Annotated in this window: 15 protein-coding genes; 7 read left to right on the top strand and 8 right to left on the bottom strand. The window is 71.2% G+C overall.

From position 1 onward, the window contains the following. Positions 1-87 precede the first annotated feature (87 nt). Both AC2EAQ_RS18380 and AC2EAQ_RS18375 read left to right on the top strand, forming a co-directional pair. Positions 88-564: a nucleoside deaminase gene (locus tag AC2EAQ_RS18380; protein ID WP_484645889.1), complete on the top strand. Its 477-nt coding sequence runs from the start codon at positions 88-90 to the stop codon at positions 562-564. After that, the gene (locus tag AC2EAQ_RS18375; RefSeq protein WP_484645888.1) at positions 561-1,391 is read left to right on the top strand and encodes an urease accessory protein UreD; all 831 of its coding nucleotides are present in this window, start codon (positions 561-563) and stop codon (positions 1,389-1,391) included. The genes AC2EAQ_RS18380 and AC2EAQ_RS18375 overlap by 4 nt, the downstream gene beginning before the upstream one ends. A gap of 19 nt (positions 1,392-1,410) precedes the next feature. Here AC2EAQ_RS18375 and urtE read toward each other — a convergent pair whose 3' ends face one another. From urtE to urtA, 5 genes are all read right to left on the bottom strand, one after another. Continuing rightward, a complete protein-coding gene (gene urtE, locus AC2EAQ_RS18370; RefSeq protein WP_484645887.1) occupies positions 1,411-2,103 on the bottom strand; it encodes an urea ABC transporter ATP-binding subunit UrtE in 693 nt (230 codons plus the stop codon). 615 nt (positions 2,104-2,718) lie between these two features. Continuing rightward, complete coding sequence (gene urtD, locus AC2EAQ_RS18365) at positions 2,719-3,603, bottom strand: urea ABC transporter ATP-binding protein UrtD (protein WP_484645886.1); 885 nt, start codon at positions 3,601-3,603, stop codon at positions 2,719-2,721. Beyond that, positions 3,600-4,757, bottom strand: a complete 1,158-nt coding sequence (gene urtC, locus AC2EAQ_RS18360; protein WP_484645885.1) for an urea ABC transporter permease subunit UrtC — start codon at positions 4,755-4,757, stop codon at positions 3,600-3,602. The genes urtD and urtC overlap by 4 nt, the downstream gene beginning before the upstream one ends. Continuing rightward, on the bottom strand, positions 4,754-6,352 hold the full coding sequence (gene urtB / locus AC2EAQ_RS18355) for an urea ABC transporter permease subunit UrtB (protein WP_484645884.1): 1,599 nt from the start codon (positions 6,350-6,352) through the stop codon (positions 4,754-4,756). Before urtB ends, urtC begins: the two co-directional genes overlap by 4 nt. A 10-nt stretch (positions 6,353-6,362) precedes the next feature. Continuing rightward, a complete protein-coding gene (urtA, locus tag AC2EAQ_RS18350) occupies positions 6,363-7,658 on the bottom strand; it encodes an urea ABC transporter substrate-binding protein (RefSeq protein WP_484645883.1) in 1,296 nt (431 codons plus the stop codon). Between the two features lie 101 nt (positions 7,659-7,759). Here urtA and AC2EAQ_RS18345 point away from each other — a divergent pair, with 101 nt between their 5' ends. From AC2EAQ_RS18345 to ureC, 4 genes are read left to right on the top strand one after another with little or no spacing between them, the layout of a single operon-like run. After that, positions 7,760-8,062: an urease subunit gamma gene (locus AC2EAQ_RS18345; protein WP_484645882.1), complete on the top strand. Its 303-nt coding sequence runs from the start codon at positions 7,760-7,762 to the stop codon at positions 8,060-8,062. Then, a complete protein-coding gene (locus AC2EAQ_RS18340) occupies positions 8,059-8,238 on the top strand; it encodes a hypothetical protein (RefSeq protein WP_484645881.1) in 180 nt (59 codons plus the stop codon). The genes AC2EAQ_RS18345 and AC2EAQ_RS18340 overlap by 4 nt, the downstream gene beginning before the upstream one ends. Continuing rightward, complete coding sequence (locus tag AC2EAQ_RS18335; RefSeq protein WP_484645880.1) at positions 8,235-8,540, top strand: urease subunit beta; 306 nt, start codon at positions 8,235-8,237, stop codon at positions 8,538-8,540. The genes AC2EAQ_RS18340 and AC2EAQ_RS18335 overlap by 4 nt, the downstream gene beginning before the upstream one ends. Then, positions 8,537-10,252, top strand: a complete 1,716-nt coding sequence (ureC, locus tag AC2EAQ_RS18330) for an urease subunit alpha (protein ID WP_484645879.1) — start codon at positions 8,537-8,539, stop codon at positions 10,250-10,252. The genes AC2EAQ_RS18335 and ureC overlap by 4 nt, the downstream gene beginning before the upstream one ends. A gap of 10 nt (positions 10,253-10,262) precedes the next feature. Here ureC and AC2EAQ_RS18325 read toward each other — a convergent pair whose 3' ends face one another. Next, complete coding sequence (locus tag AC2EAQ_RS18325) at positions 10,263-11,078, bottom strand: crotonase/enoyl-CoA hydratase family protein (protein WP_484645878.1); 816 nt, start codon at positions 11,076-11,078, stop codon at positions 10,263-10,265. A 28-nt stretch (positions 11,079-11,106) separates the two neighbouring features. Continuing rightward, the gene (locus AC2EAQ_RS18320) at positions 11,107-12,075 is read right to left on the bottom strand and encodes a LysR family transcriptional regulator (RefSeq protein WP_484645877.1); all 969 of its coding nucleotides are present in this window, start codon (positions 12,073-12,075) and stop codon (positions 11,107-11,109) included. A gap of 286 nt (positions 12,076-12,361) precedes the next feature. Here AC2EAQ_RS18320 and AC2EAQ_RS18315 point away from each other — a divergent pair, with 286 nt between their 5' ends. Continuing rightward, complete coding sequence (locus AC2EAQ_RS18315) at positions 12,362-12,622, top strand: hypothetical protein (RefSeq protein ID WP_484645876.1); 261 nt, start codon at positions 12,362-12,364, stop codon at positions 12,620-12,622. A gap of 37 nt (positions 12,623-12,659) precedes the next feature. Here the strand turns inward: AC2EAQ_RS18315 and AC2EAQ_RS18310 are convergent, their stop codons facing one another. After that, complete coding sequence (locus AC2EAQ_RS18310) at positions 12,660-12,992, bottom strand: 2TM domain-containing protein (protein ID WP_484645875.1); 333 nt, start codon at positions 12,990-12,992, stop codon at positions 12,660-12,662. Between the last annotated feature and the right edge of the window lie 127 nt (positions 12,993-13,119).

The following is a 13,119-nucleotide window of genomic DNA, read 5'->3' as shown; positions in this document are numbered from 1 at the left end:
GCGGATGCAGGCGCAAGTGTGCCTTGCCATCGCGGCACGGCTCTTGCGCTATAAGCAGCGCCACCCCCCAGAACCGATGGGCCGACCATGACCCCGCAACAGATCCTCCAGCACCTGCAGCGCGCCAACGAGGTGGCGCGCGAGTCGATGGCCCAGGGCCGGCACCCGTTCGGCGCGATCCTGGTCGACGCCGACGGCCACACGGTGCTGATGGAGCAGGGCAACGTGGACACGGTGGAGCATGCCGAGTCGCTGCTGGCGCGCCGCGCGGCGCGCGAGTTCGCGCCGCAGCGCCTGTGGGGCTGCACGCTGGTGACCACGGTGGAGCCCTGCGCAATGTGCGCCGGCACGCAGTACTGGGCCCACATCGGCCGGCTGGTCTACGGCATGACCGAGCGCGACCTGCTGGCGCTGACCGGCAACCATGCCGAAAACCCCACGCTGGACCTGCCCTGCCGCGAGGTCTTCGCGCGCGGGCAGAAAGCGATCGACGTGGTGGGCCCGGTGCCCGAGGCGGCATCCGCGATCGCCGCGCTGCACCGCGACTTCTGGTCCGCGCGATGACCTGGACCGGCCGGCTCGAACTGCGCTACCGGCGCGACGGCGCGCGCTGTGTGGCGCACGACCGCCACGAGGGCCCGCTGCGCGTGCTGCAGGCGCTGTACCCCGAGGGGCCCGGCATCTGCCACCACGTGCTGGTGCACCCGCCCGGCGGGGTCGTCGGCGGCGACCTGCTGGACATCGACGTCGAACTCGGCGCCGGCACGCATGCGGTGATCACCACGCCCGGCGCGACGCGGTTCTACCGCAGCACGGGCGCGGTGGGCGAGCAGCGCGCGCTGCTGCGCGCCGGCGAAGGCGCGCGCATCGAGTGGCTGCCGCTGGAAGCCATCGCCTACCGCGGCTGCCGCGCCGTCAATGCGGTGCGCTTCGAACTCGCCGAAGGCGCCGCGATGATCGGCTGGGACCTGCTGGCCCTCGGCCTGCCGGCCGCGGGCGAGGCGTTCGACGCCGGCTCGATCGAGCAGCGCCTGGAGTGGCCGGGACGCTGGCTCGAACGCGGCCGCATCGCGGCGAGCGACCGGCGCCTGCTCGACAGCCCGCTCGGCCTGGGCGGCCATGGCGTGCTGGCCAGCGTGTGGTTCGCCTCGGGCTCGGCGCTGGCCCCGGCGCAGCGCGACGCGCTGGTGGACACGGCGCGCGAGGCGCTGGCGGCGTCGGGCTTCGCGCTGCCGGCCGGGGTGACCGCCCCGGCGCCCGGCGTGGTGCTGGCGCGCGCGCTGGCGCACCGGGTGGAACCGGCCTTCGCGCTGGCGTCGGCCGTGCGTGCCGCGTGGCGCCGGGCGGCCTGGCAGCTCGACGCGCAGCCGCCGCGCGTGTGGCGCACCTGATCCGCGCCCCGGCGCCGGATCAGATCGACATGCGTTCCTTGACGCCGTCGCGCGCCATGTCGGCGCCGCGGCCGCGCATCACGATCTCGCCGCGCTCCATCACGAGGTACTGGTCGGCCAGCTCGGCGGCGAAGTCGTAGTACTGCTCCACCAGCACGATGGCCATCGTCTTGCGGTCGGCCAGCATGCGGATCACGCGGCCGATGTCCTTGATGATGCTGGGCTGGATGCCCTCGGTGGGCTCGTCGAGCATCAGCAGCTTGGGGCCGGCGGCCAGCGCGCGCGCGATGGCCAGCTGCTGCTGCTGCCCGCCGGACAGGTCGCCGCCGCGTCGGCCGATCATCTGCCGCAGCACCGGGAACAGCTCGAACAGCTCCGGCGGCACGGCAGTGCCGCCCGGCTTGGTGGCCAGGCCCATGCGCAGGTTCTCGTCCACCGTGAGGCGGCCGAAGATCTCGCGCCCCTGCGGCACGTAGCCGATGCCGGCGCGCACGCGGCCGTAGCTCGGTGCGCGCGTGATATCGGTGCCGTCGATGACGACGCTGCCGGTCTTGACCGGCACCACGCCCATCAGGCTCTTGAGCAGCGTGGTCTTGCCCACGCCGTTGCGGCCGAGCACCACCGTCACCTCGCCCACCTTCGCCTCGAAGGACAGGTTGCGCAGGATGTGGCTGCCGCCGTAGTACTGGTTGAGGCCGTCGACCTTCAGCATCTGCGTTCCTTGGCCTTCGTCTGGGAGGCGGGCCTGTCGCGCCGCATCGGCGTGGCGCCCGACGCGGCGGCGCGCGACGTCGGCGGTCGGCGCTGCGCGCCGACAGCCCTGCGGTGCTCGCCCGCCCGGCCCGTGGCCGAACTCGCTTCGCTCACTGCGTTCGCTGCGCTCGGACAGCCGCCACGAGTCAGATGACGAGGCGCGCTGGCGCGCGCGGCCGGGCGCGCTGCGCTCCTCGGCGCCGCCCACGCGCACCGCCGCGCCGGGCGCCACGCCGAGGGCCACCGCAGTGGCATGCCAAGGGTCTGCACGCCGGTGTCAGTGTCGGCCTGTGCGGGCGGGCCGGTGCGGCTCGGCGCCCTGTGGAACGGCGAGGCGCGCAGGGTCCGGGGTCGGCGCGCGCAGCGCGCTTCGTGAACTGACTCGCCGCGGCTGTCCGAGCGCAGCGAACGCAGTGAGCGAAGCGAGTTCGGCGGCGCGACCCCGGTCCCGAGCACCGCAGCGCAGTCGTCGCGCAGCGACGACCGTTCCAGCGGGCGCCGAGCCGCACCGGCCCGCCCGCACAGGCCCGAGAAGAAGGCCCGCATGCACGCGCTGGCGTGGGACAGTCTCGACTCAACGCCCAAGGTACACCTCGACCACCTTCTCGTTGGCCTGCACGTCCGACAGCAGACCCTCGGCGAGCACGCTGCCCTCGTGCAGCACGGTCACCTTCTTGCGGCCCTGCGTGAGCTGGTCGACGAACTTCATGTCGTGTTCCACCACCACCAGCGAGTGCTCGCCTTCCAGGCTGAGGAACAGCTCGGCGGTGCGCTCGGTCTCCTCGTCGGTCATGCCGGCCACCGGCTCGTCGAGCAGCAGCAGCTTCGGGTCCTGCATCAGCAGCATGCCGATCTCCAGCCACTGTTTCTGGCCGTGCGACAGCAGCCCGGCGGTACGTTGCGCCTCGTCCTTGAGGTGGATGCGCTCCAGCGTGGCGCCGATGCGGTCGAGCTGCTCGCCCGACAGGCGCGAGAACAGCGCCGCGCGGGCGCGTCGGTCGGCGGCGAGCGCCAGCTCCAGGTTCTCGAACACCGTCAGGCGCTCGTACACGGTGGGCTTCTGGAACTTGCGACCGATGCCGATCTGCGCGATGTCGGGTTCCTTCAGGCGCAGCAGGTCGATGTTGGAGCCGAACGAGATCGTGCCGCCGTCCGGGCGCGTCTTGCCGGTGATGCAGTCCATCATCGTCGTCTTGCCCGCGCCGTTGGGGCCGATGATGCAGCGCAGCTCGCCGACGTTGATCGCCAGCGACAGAGCGTTCAACGCCTTGAAGCCGTCGAAGCTCACCGTCACGTCGTCCAGGTACAGCGCCACGCCGTGGGCGAAGTCGGGCACGCCATGGCGCAGCACGCGGCCGTAGGCGGCACTCCGGTCGCCGCCGTTGACCTGGGCCGCGGCCACGCGCTGGGCATAGGCCTCGCGCCGGCGGGCGCCCTCCTCCATCAGGTCGGGCGTCATTCCCTGCGCTCCTTGCGCCGCCACTGCGTCACCAGCCCCACCAGGCCGTTCGGCAGGAACAGCGTGACGGCGATGAACATCGCACCCAGGAAGTAGAGCCAGAACTCGGGGAACGCCGCGGTGAACCAGCTCTTGGCGCCGTTGACGAAGAAGGCACCGACGATCGGGCCGATCAGCGTGGCGCGGCCCCCCACCGCGGCCCAGATCGCGATCTCGATCGACGCGGCCGGGCTCATCTCGCTCGGGTTGATGATGCCCACCTGCGGCACGTACAGCGCGCCGGCCACGGCGCACATCACGGCCGACAGGGTCCAGATCGCCAGCTTGTAGGCCACCGGGTTGTAGCCGGTGAACATGACGCGGCTCTCGGCGTCGCGGATGGCCTGCAGCACGCGGCCGAACTTGCTGGTGACGATGGCGCGCGCCATCAGGAAGAAGCCGATCAGCACCAGCCCCGACAGCACCGCCAGCGCCACGCGCATCTGCGGCGTGGCGATCGGGATGTCGAGGATGCGCTTGAAGTCGGTGAAGCCGTTGTTGCCGCCGAAGCCGGTCTCGTTGCGGAAGAACAGCAGCATCGCGGCGAAGGTGAGCGCCTGCGTGATGATCGAAAAGTACACGCCCTTGATGCGCGAGCGGAAGGCGAACCAGCCGAACACGAAGGCCAGCAGCCCGGGCACCAGCACCACCAGCAGCGCCTGCGCGACGAAGCTGTCCGACAGCGCCCAGTGCCAGGGGAACTCCTTCCAGTTCAGGAACACCATGAAGTCCGGCAGGTCCGACTGGTACTGCCCCTCGCGGCCGATCTGCCGCATCAGGTACATGCCCATCGCGTAGCCGCCCAGCGCGAAGAACAGCCCATGCCCCAGCGACAGGATGCCCGCGTAGCCCCAGATCAGGTCCATCGCCAGCGCGCAGATCGCATAACAGAGGATCTTGCCCACCAGACTGACGTAGAAGTCCGGCAGATGCAGCCAGGACCCTTCCGGCACCACCAGGTTGAGCACCGGGATGCCCACCGAAACAACGACAAGGCAGACAAGAACGGCAGTCCACCCCCGCCAGCCCAGCAGGCGAGGCCGGTCCGGCTCCGCCGGCCGGCTCGCGCCGCCCCCCTGGGGGGGAGCGCCGAAGGCGCTACGGGGGGGGGTCATACCTCCGCGCTCCGGCCCTTCAGGGCAAACAGCCCGGAAGGCCGCTTCTGGATGAACAGCACGATCACCACCAACACCATGATCTTGGCCAGCACCGCGCCGGACCAGCCTTCCAGCAGCTTGGTCAGCACGCCCAGGCCGAGGCCGGCGACGACGGTGCCCGCGAGCTGACCCACGCCGCCCAGCACCACCACCATGAACGAGTCGACGATGTAGCTCTGGCCCAGGTCCGGGCCCACGTTGCCGACCTGGCTCAGCGCGCAGCCGGCCAGCCCGGCGATGCCGGCGCCCAGCGCGAAGGCCCAGGTGTCCACGCGCGCGGTGTTCACGCCCATGCAGGCCGCCATCGGCCGGTTCTGCGTCACGCCGCGCACGAACAGGCCCAGCCGCGTGCGCGCGATCAGGAGCGCCACGCCGGCCAGCACCAGGGCGGCGAAGACCAGGATCGCGATCCGGTTGTAGGGCAGCGTCAGGTTGGGCAGCACGGCGACGCCGCCGGACAGCCACGCGGGATTCTCCACCGGCACGTTCTGCGCGCCGAAGATCGAGCGCACGGCCTGCATCAGCATCAGGCTGATGCCCCAGGTGGCCAGCAGCGTCTCCAGCGGCCGGCCGTAGAGCCAGCGGATCACGCTGCGCTCCAGCACCGCGCCCACCAGCGCCGCGACCACGAACGAGGCCGGCACCGCGGCCAGCAGGTACCAGTCGAAGGCGTCCGGCAGGTAGGCCCTGAACAGGTTCTGCACCACGTAGGCGGCGTAGGCGCCGATCATCATCAGCTCGCCATGGGCCATGTTGATCACGCCCATCAGCCCGTAGGTGATGGCCAGGCCCAGCGCCACCAGCAGCAGGATCGACCCGAGCGACAGCCCGGTGAACAGCACGCCCAGGCGCTCGCCCCAGGCCAGGCGCGACTCGATGGCCGCCAGCGTGCGCTGCATCGCGGCCTTGACCTCGGCGTCGCTCTCGGCGGCGAGCTTTTCCAGCAGCAGCGAGCGCGTCGCGGGGTCGCGGCTGCCGGTCAGCAGCTCGGCCGCGGCCAGGCGCTTGGCCTTGTCCTCCGACGAGATCAGCGCGGCCGCCTTGAGCATCTCGAACTGGGCCTTCAGGCGCGGGTCGGTCTCGGCGGCAGCGGCCTTGTCCAGCAGCGGCAGCAGGCCCTCGTCGACGTTGTCCTTCAGCGCCGCCAGCGCGGCGGCGCGCTCGGCCACCTCGGGCGACGCGAGCTTGAACGCGGCCTGCGCCCCTTCGAGCGCAGCACGCATCCGGTTGTTATTGATGACGTCCTCCGCATCGTCCGGCAGCGCCGCCTTGGCGCCGGTGGCGGCGTCGACGACGGCCTCGCCCTGCACCAGCAGCACCTTGCCGCCGGCGATCTTGGCTTCGTCGTCGAGCAGCGCCTTCACGAAGGGCAGCACGCTCGCGTCGCCCGCCGCGACGCGCTCGTTGAGCGCGGCCACACGGCTGTCGACATCGCCCTGCGCGATCGCCAGGGCCTGTTCGGGCGTCAGGGCGTGAGCCCGTCCGGCCCAGCCGCCCGCCACGAGGGCGGCGGCCAGGAACAGGCCTCCGAGGAGGCCTTTCGGGAACGTCATCAGGGGCGCTTTACTTCTTGGCCACCACGGGCTCGTTGACCTTGCCCTTGTTCTCGGGGATGTAGTCGCTCCACGGGTCGGCCACGACCGGGCCCGGGGTCTTCCACACCACCTTGAACTGGCCGTCGGCCTGCACCTCGCCGATAAACACGCTCTTGTGCAGGTGATGGTTCTTCGGGTCCATCTTCGAGGTGATGCCCGACGGCGCCTTGAAGGTCTGGCCGGCCATCGCGGCGATCACCTTGTCGGTGTCCGTGCTCTTGGCCTTGGTGACGGCCTGGGCCCACATGTGCACGCCGATGTAGGTGGCCTCCATCGGGTCGTTGGTCAGCGGCTTGTCCTTGTGGCCGGCGATGCCCTTGGCCTTGGCGTAGTCGCTCCACTTCTTGATGAACTCGGCGTTGGTCGGGTTCTTGATCGACTGGAAGTAGTTCCAGGCGGCCAGGTGCCCCACCAGCGGCTTGGTGTCGACGCCGCGCAGTTCCTCCTCGCCGACCGAGAAGGCGACGACCGGCACGTCCTTGGCCTTCAGGCCCTGGTTGCCGAGCTCCTTGTAGAACGGCACGTTGGAGTCGCCGTTGATGGTGGAGACCACGGCGGTCTTCTTGCCTTCGCTGGCGAACTTCTTGATCTTGGCGATGATCGACTGGTAGTCCGCGTGGCCGAAGGGGGTGTACTCCTCCATGATGTCGGCGTCGGGGATGCCCTTGGCCTTCAGGAAGGCGCGCAGGATCTTGTTCGTGGTGCGCGGGTACACGTAGTCGGTGCCCAGCAGCACGAAGCGCTTGGCGCTGCCACCGTCCTTGCTCATCAGGTACTCGACCGCGGGGATGGCCTGCTGGTTGGGCGCGGCACCCGTGTAGAACACGTTCTTCGACAGCTCCTCGCCCTCGTACTGCACGGGGTAGAACAGCAGCGAGTTGGTCTCCTCGAACACCGGCAGCACGCTCTTGCGGCTGACCGAGGTCCAGCAGCCGAACACCACGGCGACCTTGTCCTGCGTGATCAGCTGCTTGGCCTTCTCGGCGAACAGCGGCCAGTTCGACGCCGGGTCGACGACCACGGGCTCGAGCTTCTTGCCGAGCACGCCGCCCTTGGCGTTGATCTCGTCGATGGCCATCAGCACGGTGTCCTTGAGCACCGTCTCGGAAATCGCCATCGTGCCGGACAGCGAGTGCAGCACGCCGACCTTGATGGTGTTGCCCTGGGCCAGGGCAGGCGCGGCACTGAACATGCCGGCAGCGACGAGCGCGGCACCGACCGCCTTGAGGGCATGGCGGCGCGGCAGCGATTTGGTTTTGTGCATGGGTTCTCCGTCCTGTGGGTTGGTGGGGGACGGGACCCGTTACGCAACCGGCGTGCCAAGTCCTTCACGAGGGTGGCACCGAAACTGCAAGAATCCGGGCGATGGACCTGACCCCCCGAGAGAAAGACAAGCTGCTGCTGTTCACCGCCGCGCTGCTGGCCGAGCGGCGCAAGGCGCGCGGCCTCAAGCTCAACGTGCCCGAGTCGATCGCGCTGATCAGTGCGGCCATCCTCGAAGGCGCGCGCGACGGCCGCACCGTGGCGCAGCTGATGAGCGAAGGCAAGACCGTGCTCACGCGCGCGGACGTGATGGACGGCGTGCCCGAGATGATCCCGGAGATCCAGGTCGAGGCCACCTTCCCCGACGGCACCAAGCTGGTGACCGTGCACCAACCCATTGCATGACGGAGAAAATCGTGCGCACCACTTTGGCCTGCCTCGCGCTGCTGATCACCACGGCCGCGTCGGCCCACGACGGGCACGGTGCCGCGGGCACCCACCTGCATGCGTCCGACGTGTTCGGCCTGCTCGCGCTGGCCGCCGGCGTGGCCTGGTGGCTCGGCCGCCGGAGCGGCCGATGATCCCGGGCGAGCTGCTCGTCGACGGGGCCGACATCGAGCTCAACGCCGGCCGCCGCACGCTGACCGTGGTGGTGGAGAACGCCGGCGACCGGCCGGTGCAGGTGGGCTCGCACTACCACTTCGCCGAGACCAACCCGGCGCTGCGCTTCGACCGCGCGGCCGCGCGCGGCATGCGGCTGAACATCGCCTCGGGCACCGCCGTGCGCTTCGAGCCCGGCCAGCAGCGCACCGTGGAGCTGGTGGACTACGCCGGCGACCGCGCGGTGTGGGGCTTCCGCGGCACCGTCATGGGGGCGCTATGAGCCGGATCGGGCGCCGGGCCTATGCCGAGATGTTCGGCCCGACCACGGGCGACCGGGTGCGCCTGGCCGACACCGCGCTGGTGATCGAGGTCGAGCGCGACCTCACCGTCTACGGCGAGGAGGTCAAGTTCGGCGGCGGCAAGACCATCCGCGACGGCATGGGACAGAGCCAGCGCGTCAACGGCCCCGGCGCACACGAGGCCTGCGACTGCGTCGTCACCAACGCGCTGATCGTCGACCACTGGGGCATCGTCAAGGCCGACATCGGCATCAAGGGCCAGCGCATCGCGGCCGTCGGCAAGGCCGGCAACCCGGACGTGCAGCCCGGCGTGGACATCGTCATCGGCCCGGGCACCGAGATCATCGCCGGCGAGGGGATGATCGTCACCGCCGGCGGCATCGACAGCCACATCCACTTCATCTGCCCGCAGCAGATCGACGAGGCGCTGGCCAGCGGCGTGACCACCATGCTCGGTGGCGGCACCGGCCCGGCCACCGGCACCTTCGCCACCACCTGCACGCCCGGGCCGTCGAACATCGCGCAGATGCTGCGCGCGGCCGACGCGTTCCCGATGAACCTGGGCTTCCTGGGCAAGGGCAACGCCAGCCGCCCCGAGGCGCTGCGCCAGCAGGTCGAGGCCGGCGTCATCGGCATGAAGCTGCACGAGGACTGGGGCACCACGCCGGCGGCGATCGACCAGTGCCTGTCGGTGGCCGACGAGACCGACACGCAGGTGTCGATCCACAGCGACACGCTCAACGAGAGCGGCTTCGTCGAGGACACCATCGCCGCCACCAAGGGCCGCACGCTGTGCGCCTTCCACACCGAGGGCGCGGGCGGCGGTCATGCGCCGGACATCCTGCGCGTGGTGGGCGAGCCCAACTTCCTGCCCAGTTCCACCAACCCGACGATGCCGTTCACGGTGAACACCGTCGACGAGCACCTCGACATGCTGATGGTGTGCCACCACCTCGACGCGTCGATCGCCGAGGACCTGGCCTTCGCCGAAAGCCGCATCCGCCGCGAGACCATTGCCGCCGAGGACATCCTGCACGACCTGGGCGCCATCAGCATGATGAGCAGCGACAGCCAGGCCATGGGGCGCGTGGGCGAGGTGGTGATCCGCACCTGGCAGACGGCGCACAAGATGAAGCTGCAGCGCGGCGTGCTGCCGGGCGACAGCGAGCGCCACGACAACACCCGCGTCAAGCGCTACGTGGCCAAGTACACCGTCAACCCGGCCATCGCCAACGGCATCGCGCACGAGGTGGGCAGCATCGAGCCCGGCAAGTGGGCCGACCTGGTGTTCTGGCGCCCGGCCTTCTTCGGCGTCAAGCCGAGCCTGGTGATGAAGGGTGGCTTCATCGCGTCGGCGCTGATGGGCGATGCCAACGCCAGCATCCCGACGCCGCAGCCGGTGCATGTTCGCCCGATGTTCGGCGCCTTCGGCGGCGCGCTGGGTCGCTCGTCGATCACCTTCGTCAGCCAGGCCTCGCTGGCCAACGGCGCGGCCGAGGCCTACGGGCTGCACAAGCACCTGTCGGCGGTGCGCGGCTGCCGCCGCGTGACCAAGGCGGACATGATCCACAACGCCTACGCGCCGAAGATGCAGATCGACGCGCAGACCTACGAGGTGCGCGCCGACGGCGTGCTGCTGACCTGCGAGCCGGCGGCGGTGCTGCCGATGGCGCAGCGCTACTTCCTGTTCTGAGCGGCGCCGCTCAGTCGCGGAACGTCGGCGCCTTGCGCGCCTGGGCCGCGCTCGCCGCGGCCATCAGGTCTTCGCTGAGCAGCATCGCCGCGTTCCACGTCGCCACGTGGTTCAGGCCGTCGGCCACGCTGTGGTCGCGCGCGTAGTTGAGCATCTCCTTGATGCCGCGCACCGACAGCGGCGACTTGGCGGCGATGGCCTGCGCCACCTCACGCACGCCGGCGGCCAGCGCCTCGCGCGTGTCGAAGACGCGGTTGACCAGGCCGATGGCCTGCGCCTCGGCCGCACCGACCTCGCGCCCGGTGTAGGCCAGCTCGCGCACCAGCCCCTGCGAGCCGGTCAGCTTCGGCAGGCGCTGCAGCGTGCCCACGTCGGCCACCATGCCGATGTCGATCTCCTTGATGCTGAAGCGGGCGTCGGCCGACGCGTAGCGCATGTCGGCGCAGCAGATCAGGTCGATGCCGCCGCCGACGCAGGCGCCGTGCACGGCGGCCAGCACCGGCTTGCGGCAGCGCTCCAGGCTGGTCAGCGTGTCCTGCAGGTCGAGGATGAAGCGGCGCAGCTTCTCGCGCGTGCGGCCGTCGCAGTCGTCGTGCAGCGACGGCATCAGCTCGCCGAACATCTGCAGGTCGATGCCGGACGTGAAGTGCCGGCCCTCGCCTTCGAGCACCACCACGCGCACCGCGGGTGCCTCGTCGAGCGCGGTGAAGGCGCGGCGCAGCTCGTGCCACATCGCCAGGTTCATGGCGTTGGCCTTGTCGGGCCGGTTCATGCGGACGGTGGCGACGGGGCCGTCGGCGGTCACGGTGAGGGTGTCGTAGGTCATGGCAGGGCGCGGGTGGAAGGCCCGCGCATCATGCCTCGACCCGGGCTGCGGCCACCGCGCGCGGCCCGTGCTCGCGCGCCGCGGCGCCCACCGTCTGGCGCAACCAGCGGTGCGCCGGGTCGCGCTCGTGGCGGCGGTGCCAGAGCAGGCCGACCTCGATGGGCGGCAGCTCGAACGGGGGCTCGCGCAACACCAGGTCGGCGTCCAGGCCGCTCACGGGCAGGTAGCTGCGCGGAAACACGCTGATCAGGTCCGACTGGCGCACCACCTGGGCGGCGGTCGAGAAGTGGTTCACCGTCAGCGCCACGCGGCGGGCCCGCCCGAGCCGGGCCAGGGCCTCGTCGACGAAGCCGTGGCGGCGGCCGGCGAAGCTCACGCGCACATGGTCCGCCGCGCAATACGCGTCCAGCGTCAGCGACGGCCCGCGCGCCAGCGGATGGCCGGCGCGCATCACGCACACGTAGCGGCAGGTGTAGAGCGGCTCCAGCACCACCTCGCCCTGCCCGCCGGCGGCCGCCAGCGCGCGCGCCACGTCGGGGAAGAAGCCGATCGCGGCGTCGGCCTGGCCATGCTCGAGCTGCGGGCGCGGGTCGCGCGTAGTGAGCGGCTCGACGCGCAGGTCGATGCCGGCGGCGCTGGCAGCCAGGCCCGCCGCCAGCGGCGGCATCAGCACGGTGGCGCTGGCGTCGGCCATCGTCAGCGTGAAGCTGCGCTCGTCCCGGGCCGGGTCGAAGGCCTGCGGGTCGAACACCTCTCGCAGCGCCGACAGCGCCTGGCGCACGGCCGGCCAGGCCGCCGCGGCATAGGGCGTGGGCGCCACGCCGGTGGGCCCGGGCACGAAGAGGTCCTCGCCGAGCGTCTCGCGCAGGCGGCGCAGGGCATTGCTGACGGCCGGCTGGGTCATCGCCAGTCGGGCCGCGGCGCGGGTGACGTTGCGTTCGACCATCACCACGTCGAACACGCGGAGCAGGTTCAGGTCCAGGGTGCGGAAGTTCATGGGCGATCCCGGTCGTGAGGTTTTCGGCCCGGTATTCACGGGCGTGATGGCCGGATTCTGACTCGCAATTTCCAAGGGATAAGTAAAAACCCTAGTCTGCGCGCCATGGGCCTGTTTCGGCCCGCTGCCATGAAAGGGAAAGCACCATGTCGACCCCACAGGTTCGAGTGATGGTTCCGTCCCGGACCGAGGCCCCACGAGGCGCGGACTGGGCGGTCAATGCAGTGATGTGGCTCGTGCGCCGGTTCCGGCTGGTCACGGCCCCGGCGCGCCACGGAGGCGCGGCATGAACACCCTCGCCCGACCGGCGCTGGCGCCGGCCGCGGCGCCCGCGGGGTCGGTCTATCGCCGGACCACGCCGACGCTGCTGCAGGCGGTCGGTGCCACCCTGCAGGCCTTGGGCGCCGCCCTGTGGGCGTCGCTGGAAGCCGTGGGCGAGCGCCGGGCGCGGCGCGAACTGGACCGGCTGGCCCGGCGCTGGGCGCCGTTCGACCCCGGCCTGGCCACCCAGCTGCGCCAGGCGGCGTCGCGCGGCACGCGGCGCTGAGGCGCCAAAACGCCCGGCCGCGGGGCCTTCGCGCGCGCTAGGCGCGCGCCGGGCCCTGCAGCAGGCGGCTCACCACGTCGGCGGCGGCGGGCCGGGTCCGGCCGGCCCAGTCGTCGAACGCGGCGCGCGCCGCCGCGCCGTAGCGGCGGTAGATCCACCACCCGGCCAGGGCCACCAGCGCCAGCACGGCCAGCGAGCGGGCGCCCTTGGCCAGGGCCACCACCGTGGCGATGCCCATGCCCAGGGCCACCCACTTGAACCACCAGTGGCCGCTGTAGGTCATGGCGTTGATCACGGCGCACAGGCCGACGACGAACAGGGCGCGGAACGGCATCGTCAGGGCCTGGGTCAGGTCGCGCAGCGGGTTCATGGCAGCTTCCTCGTGGGGGTGGGTGGGTCGATGGGCGCATCGTGTCGCAGGGCCGGCCCCCTGTCGCCCACGGTGCGACGAATCGACAGGCGGCGGCGCGAACCGACGCTGCGGGCAGGCCATTTGC

It is taken from the genome of Aquabacterium sp. T101, assembly GCF_057219775.1.
The sequence above is the reverse complement of the archived record's forward strand: the minus strand, read 5'-3'. Positions and strand labels throughout refer to the sequence as shown.

Excerpts from the sequence above, each read along its gene's own strand:
- urtA (WP_484645883.1), bottom strand. The coding sequence starts at position 7,658 with ATGCACAAAACCAAATCGCTGCCGCGCCGCCATGCCCTCAAGGCGGTC.
- ureC (WP_484645879.1), top strand. The coding sequence starts at position 8,537 with ATGAGCCGGATCGGGCGCCGGGCCTATGCCGAGATGTTCGGCCCGACC.
- AC2EAQ_RS18325 (WP_484645878.1), bottom strand. The coding sequence starts at position 11,078 with ATGACCTACGACACCCTCACCGTGACCGCCGACGGCCCCGTCGCCACC.
- urtE (WP_484645887.1), bottom strand. The coding sequence starts at position 2,103 with ATGCTGAAGGTCGACGGCCTCAACCAGTACTACGGCGGCAGCCACATC.
- AC2EAQ_RS18310 (WP_484645875.1), bottom strand. The coding sequence starts at position 12,992 with ATGAACCCGCTGCGCGACCTGACCCAGGCCCTGACGATGCCGTTCCGC.
- AC2EAQ_RS18345 (WP_484645882.1), top strand. The coding sequence starts at position 7,760 with ATGGACCTGACCCCCCGAGAGAAAGACAAGCTGCTGCTGTTCACCGCC.
- AC2EAQ_RS18340 (WP_484645881.1), top strand. The coding sequence starts at position 8,059 with ATGACGGAGAAAATCGTGCGCACCACTTTGGCCTGCCTCGCGCTGCTG.
- AC2EAQ_RS18320 (WP_484645877.1), bottom strand. The coding sequence starts at position 12,075 with ATGAACTTCCGCACCCTGGACCTGAACCTGCTCCGCGTGTTCGACGTG.
- urtD (WP_484645886.1), bottom strand. The coding sequence starts at position 3,603 with ATGACGCCCGACCTGATGGAGGAGGGCGCCCGCCGGCGCGAGGCCTAT.
- urtC (WP_484645885.1), bottom strand. The coding sequence starts at position 4,757 with ATGACCCCCCCCCGTAGCGCCTTCGGCGCTCCCCCCCAGGGGGGCGGC.
- urtB (WP_484645884.1), bottom strand. The coding sequence starts at position 6,352 with ATGACGTTCCCGAAAGGCCTCCTCGGAGGCCTGTTCCTGGCCGCCGCC.
- AC2EAQ_RS18380 (WP_484645889.1), top strand. The coding sequence starts at position 88 with ATGACCCCGCAACAGATCCTCCAGCACCTGCAGCGCGCCAACGAGGTG.
- AC2EAQ_RS18335 (WP_484645880.1), top strand. The coding sequence starts at position 8,235 with ATGATCCCGGGCGAGCTGCTCGTCGACGGGGCCGACATCGAGCTCAAC.
- AC2EAQ_RS18315 (WP_484645876.1), top strand. The coding sequence starts at position 12,362 with ATGAACACCCTCGCCCGACCGGCGCTGGCGCCGGCCGCGGCGCCCGCG.
- AC2EAQ_RS18375 (WP_484645888.1), top strand. The coding sequence starts at position 561 with ATGACCTGGACCGGCCGGCTCGAACTGCGCTACCGGCGCGACGGCGCG.